12 protein-coding genes, 9 tRNA genes and 2 pseudogenes are annotated in these 17,965 nt (G+C 59.6%); 17 read left to right on the top strand and 6 right to left on the bottom strand.

What is annotated here, in order from left to right:
* Positions 1-20: 20 nt before the first annotated feature.
* Positions 21-358 (bottom strand): annotated as a pseudogene (locus WJM78_RS10815) (EamA family transporter); the annotation flags it as partial.
* Between WJM78_RS10815 and WJM78_RS10810 the strand changes: the two are divergent.
* The 3 genes and pseudogenes from WJM78_RS10810 to WJM78_RS10800 all read left to right on the top strand — a co-directional run.
* A pseudogene (locus WJM78_RS10810) lies at positions 350-487 on the top strand (helix-turn-helix domain-containing protein); the annotation flags it as partial. The pseudogenes WJM78_RS10815 and WJM78_RS10810 sit on opposite strands and share 9 nt — an antisense overlap.
* A 262-nt stretch (positions 488-749) precedes the next feature.
* On the top strand, positions 750-2,387 hold the full coding sequence (locus WJM78_RS10805) for an ATP-dependent endonuclease (protein ID WP_042034831.1): 1,638 nt from the start codon (positions 750-752) through the stop codon (positions 2,385-2,387).
* A gap of 197 nt (positions 2,388-2,584) precedes the next feature.
* On the top strand, positions 2,585-3,304 hold the full coding sequence (locus WJM78_RS10800; protein ID WP_339015630.1) for a hypothetical protein: 720 nt from the start codon (positions 2,585-2,587) through the stop codon (positions 3,302-3,304).
* 72 nt (positions 3,305-3,376) lie between these two features.
* Here the strand turns inward: WJM78_RS10800 and glgX are convergent, their stop codons facing one another.
* Complete coding sequence (gene glgX, locus WJM78_RS10795; RefSeq protein ID WP_339015628.1) at positions 3,377-5,440, bottom strand: glycogen debranching protein GlgX; 2,064 nt, start codon at positions 5,438-5,440, stop codon at positions 3,377-3,379.
* A 196-nt stretch (positions 5,441-5,636) separates the two neighbouring features.
* On the opposite strand from glgX, the gene WJM78_RS10790 reads away from it, so the two are divergent.
* From WJM78_RS10790 to yjjG, 11 genes are all read left to right on the top strand, one after another.
* Positions 5,637-5,713: transfer RNA gene (locus WJM78_RS10790), tRNA-Met, on the top strand.
* A gap of 92 nt (positions 5,714-5,805) precedes the next feature.
* Positions 5,806-5,882: transfer RNA gene (locus WJM78_RS10785), tRNA-Met, on the top strand.
* A 102-nt stretch (positions 5,883-5,984) separates the two neighbouring features.
* Positions 5,985-6,061, top strand: a tRNA-Met gene (locus WJM78_RS10780).
* A 102-nt stretch (positions 6,062-6,163) separates the two neighbouring features.
* A tRNA-Met gene (locus WJM78_RS10775) sits at positions 6,164-6,240 on the top strand.
* 102 nt (positions 6,241-6,342) lie between these two features.
* A tRNA-Met gene (locus WJM78_RS10770) sits at positions 6,343-6,419 on the top strand.
* Between the two features lie 102 nt (positions 6,420-6,521).
* Positions 6,522-6,598 (top strand) — tRNA-Met (locus tag WJM78_RS10765).
* Positions 6,599-6,700: 102 nt separating this feature from the next.
* A tRNA-Met gene (locus tag WJM78_RS10760) sits at positions 6,701-6,777 on the top strand.
* Between the two features lie 102 nt (positions 6,778-6,879).
* Positions 6,880-6,956, top strand: a tRNA-Met gene (locus tag WJM78_RS10755).
* A 101-nt stretch (positions 6,957-7,057) separates the two neighbouring features.
* Positions 7,058-7,134: transfer RNA gene (locus tag WJM78_RS10750), tRNA-Met, on the top strand.
* 190 nt (positions 7,135-7,324) lie between these two features.
* Positions 7,325-8,821, top strand: a complete 1,497-nt coding sequence (locus tag WJM78_RS10745) for a leucyl aminopeptidase family protein (protein ID WP_339015626.1) — start codon at positions 7,325-7,327, stop codon at positions 8,819-8,821.
* An 8-nt stretch (positions 8,822-8,829) separates the two neighbouring features.
* On the top strand, positions 8,830-9,510 hold the full coding sequence (yjjG, locus tag WJM78_RS10740; RefSeq protein WP_339015624.1) for a pyrimidine 5'-nucleotidase: 681 nt from the start codon (positions 8,830-8,832) through the stop codon (positions 9,508-9,510).
* A 68-nt stretch (positions 9,511-9,578) separates the two neighbouring features.
* Here the strand turns inward: yjjG and WJM78_RS10735 are convergent, their stop codons facing one another.
* From WJM78_RS10735 to elyC, 4 genes are all read right to left on the bottom strand, one after another.
* A complete protein-coding gene (locus tag WJM78_RS10735; RefSeq protein ID WP_042037383.1) occupies positions 9,579-10,841 on the bottom strand; it encodes an amidohydrolase in 1,263 nt (420 codons plus the stop codon).
* A gap of 1,284 nt (positions 10,842-12,125) precedes the next feature.
* Positions 12,126-13,097, bottom strand: a complete 972-nt coding sequence (pfkA, locus tag WJM78_RS10730) for a 6-phosphofructokinase (protein WP_212514498.1) — start codon at positions 13,095-13,097, stop codon at positions 12,126-12,128.
* A 151-nt stretch (positions 13,098-13,248) separates the two neighbouring features.
* Positions 13,249-14,004, bottom strand: a complete 756-nt coding sequence (gene tpiA, locus WJM78_RS10725) for a triose-phosphate isomerase (protein WP_042037381.1) — start codon at positions 14,002-14,004, stop codon at positions 13,249-13,251.
* A gap of 135 nt (positions 14,005-14,139) precedes the next feature.
* The gene (gene elyC / locus WJM78_RS10720; RefSeq protein ID WP_339015619.1) at positions 14,140-14,940 is read right to left on the bottom strand and encodes an envelope biogenesis factor ElyC; all 801 of its coding nucleotides are present in this window, start codon (positions 14,938-14,940) and stop codon (positions 14,140-14,142) included.
* A 98-nt stretch (positions 14,941-15,038) separates the two neighbouring features.
* On the opposite strand from elyC, the gene cmoM reads away from it, so the two are divergent.
* The 3 genes from cmoM (at position 15,039) to mukE (ending at position 17,962) form a co-directional block, all read left to right on the top strand.
* Positions 15,039-15,815: a tRNA uridine 5-oxyacetic acid(34) methyltransferase CmoM gene (gene cmoM, locus WJM78_RS10715; protein WP_339015617.1), complete on the top strand. Its 777-nt coding sequence runs from the start codon at positions 15,039-15,041 to the stop codon at positions 15,813-15,815.
* Between the two features lie 94 nt (positions 15,816-15,909).
* Positions 15,910-17,244 (top strand): chromosome partition protein MukF, encoded by a 1,335-nt coding sequence (gene mukF / locus WJM78_RS10710; protein ID WP_339015615.1) that lies wholly within the window; start codon positions 15,910-15,912, stop codon positions 17,242-17,244.
* Positions 17,225-17,962, top strand: coding sequence for a chromosome partition protein MukE (gene mukE, locus WJM78_RS10705; protein ID WP_339015613.1), 738 nt, complete (start codon positions 17,225-17,227; stop codon positions 17,960-17,962). Before mukF ends, mukE begins: the two co-directional genes overlap by 20 nt.
* The last annotated feature ends 3 nt before the right edge of the window (positions 17,963-17,965 follow it).

Here is a 17,965-nt window from a genome sequence, read left to right as displayed (position 1 = left end):
CAGCGCCACTCCCGCACGGGCGGGGCGAAGATCACCAGATTGCCGAGCAAACTGAACACCACTCCCACCACAGAGACCGTCTGCCAGACAAATCCCTCGTACAGCCAGAGATTGAGGCCGTTGAAGATAGTGGCGCTGGCGAAAATCACTGCCGACATGCCACTCGGATATAGAGGGTGGCGTGATAGAAACAGAGGACGTTGGTGGAAAAGAGCAAGGCGCCGAGCAGGGCTGCGTAGCGCTGACCTGCCCAGGGCAGGCGCGGAAAACGGCCGCTGACGGTGAGCAGGGCAAACAGTGCCAGCACCGCCAGCAGGAAGCGATAGAGCACGGACACCTCGATGGGAATGGGCCCGAGCCCCTGGCCAGCATCGCCATCCTGTACGGATTCTCCTCCCAGGCCCACTTTGGCAACCGTTTTCGCGAGGCATTTGGCCTCACGCCGGGCCAGTGGCGCGCACAATTGTCATCCTATCGTCACAGATAACGCTGAGACTCTGGGTAAAACTGGTGTACTATTGACCGCTTACCCATTGAAAGGAATGCCCATTGAATTATCGCAAACGTCAGATCCGTACCCGCCACCTTTGGTTCAGCCACTGGAATGCCCCCCAAGATCGCACCTGTGTTCCCACCCCTCCCGAACCCGTAGTGCCTCACAGTTCCCGCTGAAAATCGACACGACCCGATAGGATTTTTCCGGCAACTTTGCCACTATTGCGCCATCAGGATGGACTGGATATGGCCGCATGTTTCTGGAACGCATTGAAGTCAAAGGTTTTCGCGGGATAAATCGCCTCTCGCTCGGGCTGGATAACACCACGGTTCTCATCGGTGAGAACGCTTGGGGCAAGTCCAGCCTGCTGCGCGCCCTCTGGTGCTTGCTGGGGCAGGATGCCGAACCCTATCAGTTCGAGGCCGACGATTTTCACCAACCGGAAGATCCCGAACTCGCCCCCGCCCGCAATCTGCAACTGGTGCTTACCTTCAGTGAGCACAGACCCCAGATGTGCCTGCACTCCCATCGTCTGGCCCGACTGGGTGCCTCCTGGGTCAAGCACAAAGACAAATTCCATCGCATCCACTATCGCGCCAGCGCCGAGCTGGAGGCTGACGGATCCGTGACCACCACCCATGACTTTCTCGACGGCATCGGCAAGAGCCTGCCCATCGACAATGCCCATGAACTGGTCTGCCTGCTGATCACCATGAACCCGGTGTTCCGGCTGCGGGATGCCCGCACTGCCCGCAGTGGGGTGGAGGTGCTGAAGTGGAACGACCTGTCGCAGAACCGGCTGAGTCAGTTGGCCAACAAGCTGATCGACGAGCCTCAGCGCATCGGCGAGCCCGAGCTCAAAGAAGCGTTGCAGGCGGTGCGCCAGCTGATGGATCACTACTTCAATGCCCTTGCCCCCATCAAGAACAAGCCCCGCAGTCAGCGGGACATCGTCAACCGCCCCATGACGTTGCGTAACCCCGGCAATCTGCAGGCGTTGCTGCGCAATGCCGACAATCGGGCGCTGCAGCTGGCGATGGCGGGCATGGCGGCCACCCTGCTCAACGCCCGTGGCAACCGCGAGCTGGAGCAGGGCGCGCGCCCCATCATGATCCTGGAAGATCCCGAAAGTCGCCTGCACCCCACCATGCTGGCCCTGGCCTGGGGCCTGCTGGAGCAGCTGCCTGGTCAGAAATTGCTCACCACCAACTCGGGCGACTTGCTCTCCTCCCTGCCCCTGAATCAGGTGCGCCGGCTGGTGCGTCGCCAGCAGGATATCGTCTGCCATCAGCTCGGTGGCGAACATTACAGCAGCGATGATCTGCGCAAGATTGCCTTTCACGTGCGCATCAACCGACCCATGTCGATGTTTGCCCGCTGCTGGCTGCTGGTGGAGGGGGAGACAGAGATCTGGCTGCTCTCCGAGCTGGCCCAGATCTGCGGTTACAGTCTGCGGGCGGAAGGGGTGCGCATCATAGAGTTCGCCCAATGCGGCCAGTCGCCGCTCATCAAGGTGGCGCGCGACTTTGGCATAGAGTGGCACCTGCTCACCGATGGCGACGAAGCGGGGCTCAAATACGCCACCTCGGCCAGGGCACTGCTCAAGGGAGAGCGGGAGCGGGATCGGTTGACCCAGCTGCCGGCGGCGGACATAGAGCACTACCTCTATCACAACGGTTTCGAGGCGGTGTTCAGGCGCGAGGCCGGCGTCGGCGGCCGCTCGACCCTCAATGCCGGGCGCATCATCAACAAGGCCATTCACCACCGCAGCAAACCGGGCATGGCGCTGGCGGTGGTGGAGGAGGCGGAGCGACTCGGTGGCGAGCACATTCCGCCGGTGATCCGCCAGATGTTTGCCAAGGTGGTGGCGCTGGCGCGCGGTCAGGGCTGATCCGCCCGTCTGCCCCCGGGCGTATGAAGCCGCAGAACAGGGGAATGGCCCTGTTGCCCCGGCAGGCTGACAAGGCGCCGCCACAAAATCCCTGGCCAGCGGTTGCAGGGATTGGGGATGGGCCTGGGTTTGGGTATACTCGCCCCCTTCCCGGGCGCCCCACAGGCGCATCCTGAATCCTTGCTGCTGGAGGCGTCATGTTCGTCCAACTCCCTTTTTGGCTCTTTCCCCTGACCGGTCTGATGGCGCTGGGGGCACTCATCGCCCTTGGCATAGTGCTGTGGCGCGGTGACCTCTGCCCGGGCCAGCGCTCGCGGATCACGGCTCAGCTCTTCTCCATCTGGGTGATCACCGGCCTCTCCCTGATGCTGGCGGTGGAGGCCCGGATGGCGAGCTGGTTGATCTGGAGTGGTGGTGCTGCCCTGATCTTGGGGATAGTGCTGTCGCTGGCCCAATCCCGGCTGGAGGGCAAGCGTGCCATTCCGTCCACCCTGCTCTGGTTGCCTGCCATGCCGCTGCTGGTCTATGGCGTTGGCTTGCTGCAAATACAGGGCTGGCTGAGCGGCCTGCTGCAGATGACTGTGCTGGGGGCGGCCTTTGCGCACCTGATGCTGCTGCGGGCGCGTCACCGCCTGCAGGCCTTCAACCTGCTGCTGCCCTTGGCCGGGCTGGTGGCCGCTATTCTGAGCTTGCTCTGGCTGGCGGTGTTGGTGGGATGGCAGGGCAGTGGCGCTGAGCTGGATGCCTTGATCCCCGGTGTGCTGACCCAGACCATCTTGCTGATTGTGGCCCTGCTGCTCTGGTTCAGCCCCATCTATCTACAGCGGGAGACGGCGCCCGTGGTGGTCTCCACCGCCCTGTGCGGCCTCATCATAGCCCAGATAGCGGCGACCAGCGTGCTGCACCAGCTGGCCTGAGCCGTCGCCGCATGAATGAAAAAAGCCCCCCTGAGTCTGTCAGGGGGGCTTTTTGTTGGCTGTAACCCGGGCCTAGTAGAAGGCGTCGGCCCCGCAGATAAAGAGGCAGCTGCTGCGCGGTTGGGCCAGGTATTCCCGGGTCAGCCCCTCCAGCGGCATACCGAAAGTACCGATGTCATGGGGTGAGGGCAGGGCGGTATCCAGGATCCGGCGCCAGTAGCCACCCACCCCCTTGGGCGGGCTTGGCAGGTTAAAGGTGAGTGGCTCCCAGTAGGCGTTAAACAGTACATAGAGCGCCAGCTTGGCTTCGCTGGAGAGCGCCGACATGGCGATGGCGTGGGAGTGGGGGCTGAAGTCTGGCTGGGCGGCATTGACCCCGTGCCAGCAGATCTCACTGTGCCGCAGGATCTCGGTCAGCGACAGTGGCATGCTCTCCTGCTCGGGTCGTTGGAACAGGTGCTTGCGATACTGGATCAGCTCCTTTATGAAGCGGAACATCTCCTGTCCCATGATGCTGGGCTGCCAGTTCATCCAGCAGGTCTCGTTGTCCTGGCAGTAGCCGTTGTTGTTGCCGTGCTGGGTACGCAGCACCTCGTCTCCCATCAGCAGCATGGGGGAGCCCACCGACAGCAGGGTCGCCACCATCATGTTCTTGGCCTGACGCACCCGCAGGGCATTGATCTGGGGATCCTCGGTCGGCCCCTCCTGGCCATGGTTCCAGCTGAAGTTGTGATCGCAGCCGTCCCGGTTCTCTTCACCGTTGGCCTCGTTGTGCTTGTGGTCATGGCTGGCCCAGTCCCACAGGGTGAAGCCGTCATGGCAGGTGACGAAGTTAATGCTCTTCTCCGGATCGGCGTGGTGATAGTGGTAGATGTCCGGGCTGCCGCACAGTCGCTCCACGAAGGTGGCGATGGCGTTGTCATCCCCGCGCAGGAAGTGGCGTACATCGTCCCTGAACTGGCCGTTCCACTCACGCCAGCGGGCGCCAGCCAGGCTGCCCACCTGATAGAGTCCCCCAGCATCCCAGGCCTCGGCGATGAGCTTGATATCGGCGATGCGGGGATCCGTGTCTATGGTGCGCAGGGTCGGCGCATTGGCTTGGGGCATACCGGACTCATCTCGCGACAAGATGGCGGCCAGATCGAATCGAAAGCCGTCCACGTGCATCTCCTGGCGCCAGAAGTGGAGGCTGTCCATGATCATGCGCAGCACCACTGGATGGGCGCCGTTGAACGTGTTGCCGCAGCCCGAATAGTTGGTGTCCTGCTGATTGCTGTCGAGGATGTAGTAGGCCTCGTTGTCTATGCCGCGAAACGAGAAGGTGGGGCCATCGCCCCCACCCTCGGCCGTGTGGTTGTAAACCACGTCCAGGATCACCTCGATATTGGCCCTGTGCAGCGCCTTGACCATGTCACGAAACTCGGTGAGCGGATCAGGGCCGCTGGCATATTGGGCGTGGGGGGCAAAAAACGACATCGGGCTGTAACCCCAGTAGTTGGAGAGCCCCTTGGGGGCATCCTGGGGATCGAACTGGAACACCGGCAGCAGCTCGACGGCGGTGATGCCGAGGGATTGCAGATAGGGGATCTTGTCGATGAGGCCAAGATAGGTGCCGCGCAGCGCAGGGGCCACGCCGGAGCTCGGCGACTTGGTAAATCCCCCCAGATGCAGTTCGTAGATCACCGAACGGGAGAGGGAGTGAGCGGGTAGCTTGTCACCCTCCCAGTCGTAGTCACGGGTATCCACCACCCGGTTCTTGGCACATTCCGCCAGGTTGCTGCCGGGGCGAGCCGCAGCCCTGCGGTCGTAAGTCGGCCCCAGCTCAATGCTGCGACCATAGGGGTCCAGCAGCACCTTGTCCGCATCGAAGCGGGTGCCGTAGTAGGGACGCCACGGACCCTGAATGCGATAGGCGTAACGTTGACCCAGTGGTATGCCTTCTATATGGATGTGCCAGTAATAAGCGGTACGGTTGAGACGGGGTGACAAAGGGATCACCTCTGGGGTGGTATCGTCGGCACTGGCGAACAGCAGCAGTTCGACCCGACTGGCCAGGCGGGCCCAGATAGCAAAATTGACGCCGTCGTGCTCGGGCGTGGCCCCCAATTGACGGCAATGACCGGCGGATATACGCATGATAAACCTACCCAAAAGGAGGAGTCACAATCCAATGCAGTGTAGTGCGCCATGCTGGCCCCAAACCTGCTTGTCTTAAATAACAGCGCTCTGTTGCAAAATCCTTCAATTTGTGCCGCTTTAACCTACGAATGAAGTTTTTTTAGGATATTTACTTGCAATCTGAGCGCTGGCGCCTATTATTGGCGACCTCAGACGCGGGGTGGAGCAGCTCGGTAGCTCGTCGGGCTCATAACCCGAAGGTCGTCGGTTCAAATCCGGCCCCCGCAACCATCTGAATATCTGAGTCAACAACGCCGATTAACGCATTGAAGATAAAGAGAATTCGAACTGGCTACTGCTCAGCCAAGTCGGAAAAATACGGACGCGGGGTGGAGCAGCTCGGTAGCTCGTCGGGCTCATAACCCGAAGGTCGTCAGTTCAAATCTGGCCCCCGCAACCAACTATTTGTGCTCATGGCGAGGCTGATGCCAAGCGGTGAACGTAAAGACAGCAAACTACTTCTGCTCGGTAGTGCGCGGTGATAAAGGCAGTACAATTCGGACGCGGGGTGGAGCAGCTCGGTAGCTCGTCGGGCTCATAACCCGAAGGTCGTCAGTTCAAATCTGGCCCCCGCAACCAACTATTTGTGCTCATGGCGAGGCTGATGCCAAGCGGTGAACGTAAAGACAGCGAACTACCTCTGCTCGGTAGTGCGCGGTGATAAAGGCAGTACAATTCGGACGCGGGGTGGAGCAGCTCGGTAGCTCGTCGGGCTCATAACCCGAAGGTCGTCAGTTCAAATCTGGCCCCCGCAACCAACTATTTGTGCTCATGGCAAGGCTGATGCCAAGCGGTGAACGTAAAGACAGCGAACTACCTCTGCTCGGTAGTGCGCGGTGATAAAGGCAGTACAATTCGGACGCGGGGTGGAGCAGCTCGGTAGCTCGTCGGGCTCATAACCCGAAGGTCGTCAGTTCAAATCTGGCCCCCGCAACCAACTATTTGTGCTCATGGCGAGGCTGATGCCAAGCGGTGAACGTAAAGACAGCAAACTACTTCTGCTCGGTAGTGCGCGGTGATAAAGGCAGTACAATTCGGACGCGGGGTGGAGCAGCTCGGTAGCTCGTCGGGCTCATAACCCGAAGGTCGTCAGTTCAAATCTGGCCCCCGCAACCAACTATTTGTGCTCATGGCGAGGCTGATGCCAAGCGGTGAACGTAAAGACAGCGAACTACCTCTGCTCGGTAGTGCGCGGTGATGAAGGCAGTACAATTCGGACGCGGGGTGGAGCAGCTCGGTAGCTCGTCGGGCTCATAACCCGAAGGTCGTCAGTTCAAATCTGGCCCCCGCAACCAACTATTTGTGCTCATGGCTTGGCTGATGCCAAGCGGTGAACGTAAAGACAGCAAGCTACTTCTGCTCGGTAGTGCGCGGTGATAAAGGCAGTACAATTCGGACGCGGGGTGGAGCAGCTCGGTAGCTCGTCGGGCTCATAACCCGAAGGTCGTCAGTTCAAATCTGGCCCCCGCAACCAACTATTTGTGCTCATGGCGAGGCTGATGCCAAGCGGTGAACTAAAGACAGCGAACTACCTCTGCTCGGTAGTGCGCGGTGATAAAGGCAGTACAATTCGGACGCGGGGTGGAGCAGCTCGGTAGCTCGTCGGGCTCATAACCCGAAGGTCGTCAGTTCAAATCTGGCCCCCGCAACCAACTTTCTTCTGTTTCTCCTATTTCGTTTTTCCTCTTGTTTTCCCCTCCATATTTTTTGTGCCGTTTCCGGTCGCTCATCATTTGTGCGTATAATCGCGTTTGATATTGATTTTCAAGTGAAAATCTGGCTGTCCCCGCGCTTTGTTGGGTATCATCAGCGATATCTCTTCATGGACGAGGCCCCTGCCCAATGATGCAACAGTTCACTTATTTCCCCCCCCAGATCGATATTCAGGATGCCACCCTGAGCCAGGCCATGGGCAATGGGCTTTCGGCTAACCTGCTGCTGATTGCTGAAGATCTGCGCGACCCTGTGCTGGCCAGGCCGGAGTTTGCCGCTGTGGCAACCCAGATAGCGCTGGGGCAGAAGGCGCCCTACAGCCTGGTGCTGCACAACAGCCTGCAATTGGTGATTTTCATCGGAGCCCATCCCACCCGGGATCACGCCCTCTACAAACAGGCCAGATCCTGGATAGCCCCGCTGGCCGGTCTCAAGATCGAGCGGATGGGGCTGCATCTGGAAGGGTTTGACGAGGGGGAGAGGGCACAGCTCGCCGAGCTGACACTGGCCTGCCTGTTGGCGGCCAATGTGCCGCTGCCGAGCCACAAGCATCGTGCCGAAGATGAGTGGCGCTATCAGCAGATTGCGGTGTCGCCGCGCTGCGTGCTGGATCTGGCGCGGATCTACGCCGAGGCAGAAGGCAATGGCATGGCGCGGCATCTGGCGGTATCGCCAGCCTCCGATCTCACCGCCCGCAGCTATCGGGAGTGGGCTCGCCAGCTGGCCCAGGTCGAAGGCTGGCAGTGGCACGAGTACGATCAGGCTCAACTGGCAGAACGGGGGGCCGGCGCCTTCATCGCGGTGGCGAAAGGCTCGGAAGACAACCAGGCCGCCATGGTCAAGCTCAGTTACTGCCCGCCCAATCCGGTGCGCCGGATAGCCCTAGTGGGCAAGGGGATCTGTCATGACTCGGGTGGCTACAACCTCAAGGTCGCTGGCAGTATGTATGGCATGCATCTGGACATGGGCGGCAGCGCCGTGGCACTGGGCGCCCTCTATGCGATCAGCCGCGCCCGCCTGCCCTACGAAGTGCACTGTTGGCTTGCCATCGCCGAGAACCACATAGGCCCGCTCGCGTACCGGCCGGGAGAGGTAGTCACGGCACTCAACGGCACCACCATAGAGGTGGTGGACACCGATGCCGAGGGGCGCATGGTGCTGGCGGACACCCTCTGCATGGCAGTGCAGGACAATCCGGATCTGCTGATCGATTACGCCACCCTGACGGGGGCCTGCAAGCGGGCGCTGGGCAGCCGTTACAGTGGCGCCTTCACCAATCGGCCCCACTGGTTCACCGAGCTGATAAGCCTGGGCCAGCGCAGCGGTGAGCGAGTCTGGCCCTTCCCGCTGGATGAGGACTATGACGACAACCTCGATAGCGAGTGGGCCGATCTGCTACAGTGTGCGCCGGGCGCATCGCCGGATCACATCGACGCCGCCCGTTTTCTCAACCGCTTCGTGCCTGCCCAGACCCCCTGGCTGCACCTCGATTTGAGCGGTTTTCGCAGCAAGGGGGGCAACGGCGTGGTCAGCAGCGAAGTGACCGGATTCGGGGTCAGGCTGACGCTGGACTTGCTCGCCAGCCCGCTGGGCCGCCGCCATGAACTCGACAAACAAGAACAGTAAGGAATCGTGTGAAAGTACCAAGTTATGACTGGGTGTTGTTCGATCTGGACGAAACACTGCTCGATTTCCCGGTCGCCCAGGCTCTGGAGCAGACCCTGCAGCTTTATGGCGTGACGCCGACACCGCCCACGATGGCGGAGTATCAGGTACTGAATCACAGGTTGTGGCAGCAGTACAACTCGGGTGAGATCGATGCGGCCCACCTGCAGCAGACCCGTTTCGCCCTGTTTGCCGAGCAGGTCGACGTGGCCCCCATGGCAATGAATGACACCTTCTTGCAGCAGATCATCGCTCTGAGTGTGCCGCTGGAGGGGGTGCTGGAGACACTGCACGCTCTCAAGAGCCGGGTGCGAATGGGGATCATCACCAATGGCTTCAGCCTGCCGCAACGGGGTCGCCTCAGTAAGTTGGGCTGGAGCAGCTGGTTCGAGCCCCTGGTCATCTCGGACGAGGTGCAGGTGACCAAGCCTGCCGCCGCCATTTTCCAGCATGCCCTTGCCTTGATGGGGCAGCCGAGCCCTGCGCGGGTGTTGATGGTGGGGGACAACCCCAAGACCGACATCGCCGGTGCTGCGGCGCAGGGGCTGGCTACCTGCTGGTACAACCCGGCCCGTCACGATACCGCGTGCGAGGCGACCCACGAGATCCACCACTTCGCTCATCTCTCCACCATAGTGCTGGGGCAGTAAGCCCCAAGGCGGCGAGCAGATCGTCAGCAACACAAAAGGCAGCGCCAGCGCTGCCTTTTGTCATCTTGTCATGTATCAGGCACCAGACGACTGAGCAGCCAGGATTCGAGCAGGGCGACCCCGTGTTCCAGCACGGCTTCGTCGAAGTCGAACTCTGGGTGGTGATGAGGCGCCGCCAGATTGGCCCCCAGGATCAGGTAGGCGGCCTGACCGCCATTGCGCTGCACCCGCTCGATGAGAAAGCCGGCATCCTCGCTGGCGCCAAAGCGGCGGGTGTGGATGGTCTCAAGTTTGAGCGCCTGAGCCAGCGGCACTATCTCTTCGAGCAGGGCCGGGCTGTTCTCGATGCCGATGGCTTCCCCCTGCTTGCGAATGAGGTAGGTGGCGCCCTGCATCATGGCAGCCCCTTCCACTATCTGCTGTACCTGGCCGAACATGTAATCGTTAAGCGCCGGGGTGGCACCTCGGGTCTCCCCCTGCAGGCGGGCATGGCCCGGGATCACGTTGCGACCGCTGCCACCGCTGAGCTGGCCCACGTTGATACGGGTCATGCCATCGCGATGACGGGCAATGCCGAGCATGGCGGTGGTCGCCGTACAGGCTGCCGCCAGCGCATTGCTGCCCGCATTGGGCTCAAGACCGGCATGGACGGCGCGCCCCATAAACTCCACGTCAAATTTTGTTGAACAGAGAAACTCGGTGGGATTGACCACCAGCTCGCCACTGTTGGCATGAATGCCGATGTGCAGCGCCAGCAGGGCATCCACATCGTCGAGCTGACCGCCGGCTGCCAGCGCCTTGCCACCACGGCACCCCTCTTCGGCGGGCTGGAAAAACAGCTTGATGCGGCCGTTGAGTTGCTCTGCCTGGGCGGCGATCCGCTCGGCCAGCACCAGCCCGATGGCGGTATGACCGTCATGGGCACAGGCGTGCATCCAGCCGGCATTGCGAGATTGCCACCCTTCCTGACTGGGGGGATGCAGCTCATCCTGGCTCTCATCGACCTCTACCGCATCGATATCGAAGCGAAAAGCCAGGGTCGGGCCTGGACGACCGCTGTCCCATACCCCCATTACTCCCGTTATCTCTTTGATGCGGGTCAGCCAGTCGGGATGGGCCCCCTGACGCAGGGCCCGCTCCTTCTGGGCTTGTACGTCTACCTCCCGTCCCATGATGAGGTTGCTGGCCAGCAGCTTGTCACCGAGCATGACGGAGAAACCGAGTTCCGAAAGATGGTGAGCAATGAGGGAGCTGGTGCGAAATTCACACCAGGCCGCTTCGGGCAGACGATGAAGATCACGACGCCACTGGCGTAGAGCATCTTGGGTCATGGTAATTCCTGCATGGCGAATCAAGCGGATATTGTGACGGGCAGGGGAGCAAGAGTAAATCCCGGAGAGGAAATGCAACAAGGGGAGCGATGAGGCTCCCCTTGTGGGCGGTGGCAGTGACATGCAGCTTATATAGTGTGCATCAACCAGTTCTAAATAAGGCTTTCGGTATCACACAGGGTGAAGTAGCCAAAAAAGACAGAGAGTGGTGAATTAGTCAGCGCCTGTGCTCTGGCTGTCATTCAGTCATACAAGATGCTGGATGACTAACCGGCTCAAAGCTGTGACAACGACGGCAGAGAGACGGCAACCAGAGTGAAAAACACGGTAAAAACGGCAGTAACAACAAACTCTTTCATATTTTGTCTCCCTTGGCTGACTGTTGATGGAACAAAGATACCATAACTGTGCGGTAAAACAATAGTAAAATGTATTTATGTTGCCATTTTGAGTGGTGGTGGGTCTAAAGCCTCATTTTTGCATTTTGGCGTCTATTTTATCATCTTGCCTTCTCTGTGATGCTGATGAGCGCTTTGGGTTTGAGGTGTAAGTCTATAAAATTCATATTGTTATATGTTTGTCACGTTGGTTTTTTGATGGGTTTTATATGAGGCTTTTCGGGGTTGATTGAAATTTAATTCGGTTTCAAGCCCCTCTTTGGCGTCTGAAGTTGTCGTCGAAAGCAGGTTGGCTTATTCCTTGGCTGAATGTGAAGGCTGCATCCATTTTTTGTCGCATCTTGTACCGTGAAGCCTGACAGGACGCCTCCTTCAGGGGGCGGGGGCTGCACCCGCTTCTCAGTCAGCGCGTAAAAATAGCGAACAAAACGGGAGGTTTGCCATTGAGGGTGGGGCGTATGGTGGCCCCTGCAGGGCGAACATTTGCTCATGCCATGTGTCTGTGTGCCCCGGCGTCACCGGTTGCCTGTGGTGGTGGGAGGAGGTCCGGGGGCTGACCTTGCGCCCGATGCCGGTAGAGGCTATCCAGCCAGTCGGCATACCCGAGAGGCGTGAGCGGCTAACCTTGGCAACAAACCGGCGTCCATTCACCAACGGCGAGAGGGTCGCCACTGACTATTCGCGGGTTTAGGAGGCGGGGGTCGGCTCCGTTCGCCGGTATGGTGGGCATGGGGACAAGACTGGGGGGAAACAGCGCAGCAGTAGTGCGGTAAGAGAGAGGGGGCCTACAACTGCCAGTTTCGCCCGTTGCCGGGTACAGGACTCGCATAAAAAAACCCTCCAGCGGAGGGTTTTTTGTCACACAGGCTGAGCAAGCGACGGACGCTTAGAACAGGGTGGTGGAGAGATCGTACAGCTCCTGATCGAACGGGCGTTTGAGATTCTCGATGCAGTCGATGATGTCGTGGTGCACCATCTCGTTGCCCTGGATCCCGACGCAGCGGCCACCCTGACCTGCCAGCAGCTGTTCAACGGCGAAGGCACCCATGCGGCTGGACATGATGCGATCGCGCGCGGTGGGTGAGCCGCCACGCTGGATGTGGCCCAGTATGGTGGCGCGGGTCTCGCGGCCTGTCATGGCTTCGATGTCCTTGGCCAGGGCGTTCACGTCTGTTACGTGCTCACAGATGGTGATAATGGCGTGCTTCTTGCCTTTTGCTTCGCCTTCCTTGATCTGCTGCAGAAGCTTGTCCTTGTCGAAGGTCACTTCTGGCACTATCACGTACTCTGCACCACCGGCAACGGCGGCAGACATGGCCAGATCGCCGCAGTGGCGGCCCATGATCTCGACCACCGAGATACGGTGGTGGGAGCTGCAGGTGTCGCGCAGACGGTCGATGGCGTCGACCACCACGTTCAGGGCGGTATCAAAGCCGATGGTGAAGTCGGTACCGGCGATGTCGTTGTCTATGGTACCCGGCAGGCCGATGCAGGGGAAACCCTCCTCGGTCAGCTTCTTGGCACCCATGTAGGAGCCATCCCCCCCGATCACTACCAGGGCGTCGATACCGTGTTTTTTCAGATTCTCGATCGCTTCGGCGCGCACTTTCTGGTCTTTGAAGGCGGGGAAACGGGCGGAACCCAGGAAGGTACCACCACGGTTTACCACGTCGGAGACGCTGTGACGTTCCAGCTTGACGATCCTGCCCTGATGCAGGCCGAGGTAGCCATCATAGATGCCGTAAACTTCCAGGTTATGGTGCAGACCAGCACGCACCACGGCGCGGATGGCTGCGTTCATACCCGGTGCGTCACCACCACTGGTCAAAACACCAATACGTTTGATTTGTTTGGTCATGAGTGCCTCTGGATCTAAGTTGTCGAATACGAAGTTTTGAAAATATGAGATAAGCCACATTGACTATAATCGGCTTTCGTATGGGATGCGGGGGCTACCATAGGAAAAGCGATATGCAGGAGGGGGCAAGCGCCCCCTCCAGGGCGACAGCTTACTTGGCTGCGCCAGCAATGATCTGGGAGAAGTCGTCCACTTTCAGGGACGCACCACCCACCAGGCCGCCGTCGATGTCCGGCTGACCGAACAGGTCGGCTGCAGTGGCGCCAGTGACGGAACCGCCGTACAGGATCTGTACCTTGGCAGCCACGGCGCCGTCAAACCCGGCCAGGTACTGACGGATGTGGGCGTGGATGGACTGAGCGATTTCCGGCGTGGCAGTCTTGCCGGTGCCGATGGCCCATACCGGCTCGTAGGCAACCACGGCGTTGCTGAAGGAGGCGATGCCACAACGGTCAATGACGGCTTTCAGCTGGGCTTCAACCACTTTCTTGGTCACGCCAGCTTCAAACTGTTCCAGCGTCTCACCGATGCACAATACGGGAACCAGACCCGCTTTCTGAATGGCTTCATACTTGGCAGCGACCACGTCGTCACTCTCTGCATGCAGGGTGCGGCGTTCGCTGTGACCGACCAGGGAGTAGGTGCAACCGAAGGCTTTGAGCATGGAGGGGGCGTTCTCGCCGGTGAAGGCACCGGACTCGTGAACGTCGGCATTCTGGGCACCGTAGGCAATCTTGCTGCCGGCGGTCAGCTGCTCAACCAGACCCAAAAAGATAACCGGCGGGCAGACGGCGACTTGCACAGAAGGATGAGCGGCAGCAGCCGGGGTCAGTCCTTTGATCAGAGCTTCGACAGAAGCTTTGGTGCCGTTCAGTTTCCAGTTACCCATTACCAGGTGCTGTCTCATCTTGTATATCTCCTAGGCATTTGATTGCGCGACATTATATGAATTGAACCGAGCCCAAGATAGCTGACCCGGCGGCAAATAACGTAATTTTTTTTCGCTTTCCTGATCCAAATCAGGAATGAAAGGCTCGATTGCTCAATCGTTAACCTGCCCTCGCAAACGGGCCCACCATACCCCAATCCATTCGTGAATGGCAGCCTCGGAATACATCAGATAACGCCCCTTCGGCAGGTAGCTGTAGAGGGGTTGCGCCACCTGACTTTGCTTGGCGGTGTAGTCGGTAGGGGCCGGCACAGCGTTGAGTCCCTGTCCCTGATAGAGCGCCATGGCCCGTGGCAAATGGGTGGCCGAACTGACCAGCGCCACCCGCTTGCCCTTGAGATAACGGCTGATGCTGACGGCTTCGTCATGGGTATCCTTGTTGTTTTCAAACAACGTCATCCGCGAGCGGGGAATGCCCAGACTCATCGCCATGCGGGCATTGACCTCGGCGTTGGAGAGGGGATCTCCGGACACATAACCGGAGAAGATGAGCTCCGCTTGTGGATAGGCCATGGCCAGCCGCACACCCTCCAGGGTTCTTGCGAGGGCTATATTGTTCTGCCAGGCGCGCTCGGGCACCGCCGGATCGCTCACATGGCCGTTGCCCAGCACCACGATAGCGGTTATATCCGGGTGCTGGCTTATCTCGAAGGGCGGGAAGGTCTGCTCCAGCGGGCGAGCCAGCTCATAGCTTATTGGTCGCATGCCCATCAGGGCGACGACCAGCAAGGAGAGGGTCGCCAGCAGCTTGCCGGTTTTTTGAAAACGGGTGAACCAGAGCAGCAAGAGCGCCAGCAACAACAATGAGAGGGAGAAGGATAGCGGCATCAGCAATTGGCCTAGCCATTTCTTGATAACAAATAAGTTGGCAGCAAACAGGTTGAGCTCAAACACCGGGATGTCGTCCTTGAGTTTTCAGCAAATTCGGGATGTGACAGAATACCCCTCTTTTTTCGTCAGGCCCAATCCTGTGGCCAAAAGTTGAGTGTGTCTTGAAGCAAGATCAGAGTTTTGACGGGCGCGCCGACAAGTTCGCTCGCAACATTTATGACTCCACCAAGGGGCGCATTCGCACCACTGTGGTGTGGAGCGATATCGAAGCCTGCTTGGCTCGCCTTGGCAACCGGCCCCTGCGCATCCTGGATGCGGGGGGCGGATTTGGCTACTTTGCCCAGAAGCTGGCGGCCATGGGTCATCAGGTGGAGCTGTGCGATCTCTCCGCCGACATGCTTGAACTTGCACGGGTCCAGATCGCTGAAAAGGGGCTGGAAGAGAGAATTCGTCTCATCCAGTGCCCCATTCAGGATCTCAAGAGCCACGTGACCGGTACCTTTGATCTGGTGCTCTGTCACGCCGTGCTGGAGTGGCTCGCCGAGCCGCGCCAGACCTTGCTCGGTCTGTTCCCTTTCGTCAATGCAGGGGGCATACTGTCGCTGCTTTTTTACAACCGTCATGGCCTGCTGTTTCAGAGCCTGGTGGTGGGTAATTTTGACTATGTGCGCCTCGGCCTTCGCAAGAAACGCCAGACCGCCCTGACCCCTACCAATCCGCAGTTGCCGGAGCAGGTGTACGACTGGATTGGGCGAGGGGGGCTCAAGATCATCGGCAAGACAGGGGTGCGGGTCATCCATGACTACATGCGCCACAAGCAGGATCAGGTCGAGAAATTCGATGATCTGCTGGCCATGGAGCAGCAATATTGCCGCCAGGAGCCGTTTATCTCCCTGGGTCGCTATATCCATGTGATGGCGCAGAAACCGTCAAGCTGACAAGCAGTCTGTCTGGCAGCCTTGTAATAACAACGAGATGGCCAGATTTCCATGATGAGGCCATCCAAATGGATAACAACGAGATGATGACGTCATGATGAGTACATCCCGTACCCTGCCCGAGCGTTTTTTGCCGGAGATAGTAGGGTGGGTCAGGCAGGAGGAGCTGGCGCTGAGCCTGCCTACCGACCGGCTGGCCTTTCTGATTGCAATCAAGACACTGTCCGAAGATGAGTCGGACTTGTCGGAAGCGGCGCTGCACGATGCCTTTGGCTACGTCAGCAACGCCTTTGGCCAGATGGACGAGACTCTGACCGGTCGCGCCAACAACGCCATCAACGACCTCATTCGCCAGCAGCTGCTGTCGCGCTTCAACACCGACATGGTGGCGGGGGAGAGTCTCTATCGTCTGTCGCGGCTGGGAATGGGGATCGTCGACTTCTTCATGGATCAGCGCCAGATCGACTCCATCAAGCTCTCCATCCTGCTCGAACACCTGGCGACTGAGCTCGACACCGCCCGCAAGGCGGCGCTCGAGACTAATACCCGCGAGCAGTGGGATGCCGAGGTGCTGCCACGGCTCACCTTCTCACTGGAAGAGACCCTGGGGCGCATCGATCTCACCCAGCGCGCCATGGATGAGCAGCAAAATCAGGTCAAGAGCGAGATAGCGGCCCTGCTGACCCAGAACTGGATCGATGCCATTCACAGCTGCGAAAAACTGCTGCACGAGACCGGCCAGACCCTGCGCGAGCTGCAAGATACCCTGGACGCCGCCGGCCACCGCCTGCAGGCGGGGCTGCTCAACATTCAGGAAGTGGCCCAGGGACGCGACGATCTGTTCCACGTCGAGGAGTTGACCCATGCCCTGCAAGGGCGGCTTGACGTCATCACCAGCTGGGGCCAGCAGTGCATCGAGCTCTGGTCCCGCTACGACAGGCACGTTCACAAATTTATCCGCAACGCCATTGACATGGACAAGAACCGCGCCTTCAGCCAGCGGCTGCGCGACTCCATCCGCAATTTCGAGCAGCATAACTGGCTGCTGCGTATCGCCGAGGAGCCCCGTCTGCTGGAGCTGCGGGATGAAACCATTGCCATTCACGACGAGGAGGTGACCGGCGAGGTGCCCCTCGAGATGGAGTACATGGAGATGGTGGACATCAACCAGGAGCTGGCCGAGCGCATCGAGCGCTACTTGGCCCGTTACCCCGAACAGGGCCATCAGCTGGACCTGGCCGATGTGCTGCGGGAATACCTGCTGGATTACCCGGCTCACGCCCATTTCGATGTGGCGCGTCTTCTGATCGACCAGGCCGTGCGCCTGGGCCATGCCAGCGGTGAGCGCGAGCTGCACCACCAACCCGCATGGAAACCCATTAACCAAGCTGGATCCAAGGTTCAGGCCTATGTCATTGATCAATACTGAGTTTCCCTTGCCGCTGCGGCTTGCAGAGGCGATTGCCAACCCCTTGTTTCCGCGCATCGACACCGCCTTGCGTTCGGGCCGTCACATCAGTGCCGACGATTTCGAACAGCACTCGGCGCTGGTGGAGTACCACAACGAGCTGGAGATCTTCTACGGCCGTTATCAGGTGGAACTCATCAAGGCGCCGGAAGGCTTCTTCTACCTGCGTCCGCGCCCCAGCGCCGACATCGGCACCACTGTGCTCTCCGAGCTCGATATGCTGGTGGGCAAGGTGCTCTGCTACCTGTTCTTAAGCCCTGACCGGCTCGCTTCGGAAGGGGTGTTCGCCATGGGCGAGCTGCAAGAAGAGGTGCTGAGCCTGGCCGACGAGAAGCAGCTGCTGCGGATGGTCAACAGCCGCTCCGGCGGCACCGATCTCGACAAGAAGAAGCTGCTCGAAAAGATCCGCACCTCCATGCGCCGCCTGCGCCGCCTTGGCATGATCACCTCCCTTGGCAACAGCGACAAATTTCGGGTCAACGAATCTGTATTCCGCTTTGCCGCCGACGTGCGCTCCGACGAAGATCCCCGCGCCGTGCAGCTGCGGATGATCCAGGAAGGGGAGGCGATCTTCCACGATGACGAGATGCCGAGCAGCGACTCGCTGTTTGAAGACATTGAAGCGGATCTTGATGAAGAACAGCTTGAACTGGAGGTAGAAGATGACCTGCCGCGTTAAATA

The sequence above is a fragment of the Aeromonas popoffii genome, from assembly GCF_037818705.1.
GTDB lineage: Bacteria > Pseudomonadota > Gammaproteobacteria > Enterobacterales > Aeromonadaceae > Aeromonas > Aeromonas popoffii.
Note: the sequence above shows the minus strand (reverse complement) of the source record. Positions and strands in the feature narration are given on the sequence as shown.

What these genes read in the sequence shown, in the direction of transcription:
- WJM78_RS10805 (WP_042034831.1), top strand. Translation starts at nt 750, where the DNA reads ATGTTTCTGGAACGCATTGAAGTCAAAGGTTTTCGCGGGATAAATCGC.
- WJM78_RS10800 (WP_339015630.1), top strand. Translation starts at nt 2,585, where the DNA reads ATGTTCGTCCAACTCCCTTTTTGGCTCTTTCCCCTGACCGGTCTGATG.
- glgX (WP_339015628.1), bottom strand. Translation starts at nt 5,440, where the DNA reads ATGCGTATATCCGCCGGTCATTGCCGTCAATTGGGGGCCACGCCCGAG.
- WJM78_RS10745 (WP_339015626.1), top strand. Translation starts at nt 7,325, where the DNA reads ATGATGCAACAGTTCACTTATTTCCCCCCCCAGATCGATATTCAGGAT.
- WJM78_RS10735 (WP_042037383.1), bottom strand. Translation starts at nt 10,841, where the DNA reads ATGACCCAAGATGCTCTACGCCAGTGGCGTCGTGATCTTCATCGTCTG.
- pfkA (WP_212514498.1), bottom strand. Translation starts at nt 13,097, where the DNA reads ATGACCAAACAAATCAAACGTATTGGTGTTTTGACCAGTGGTGGTGAC.
- tpiA (WP_042037381.1), bottom strand. Translation starts at nt 14,004, where the DNA reads ATGAGACAGCACCTGGTAATGGGTAACTGGAAACTGAACGGCACCAAA.
- mukF (WP_339015615.1), top strand. Translation starts at nt 15,910, where the DNA reads ATGATGAGTACATCCCGTACCCTGCCCGAGCGTTTTTTGCCGGAGATA.
- mukE (WP_339015613.1), top strand. Translation starts at nt 17,225, where the DNA reads ATGTCATTGATCAATACTGAGTTTCCCTTGCCGCTGCGGCTTGCAGAG.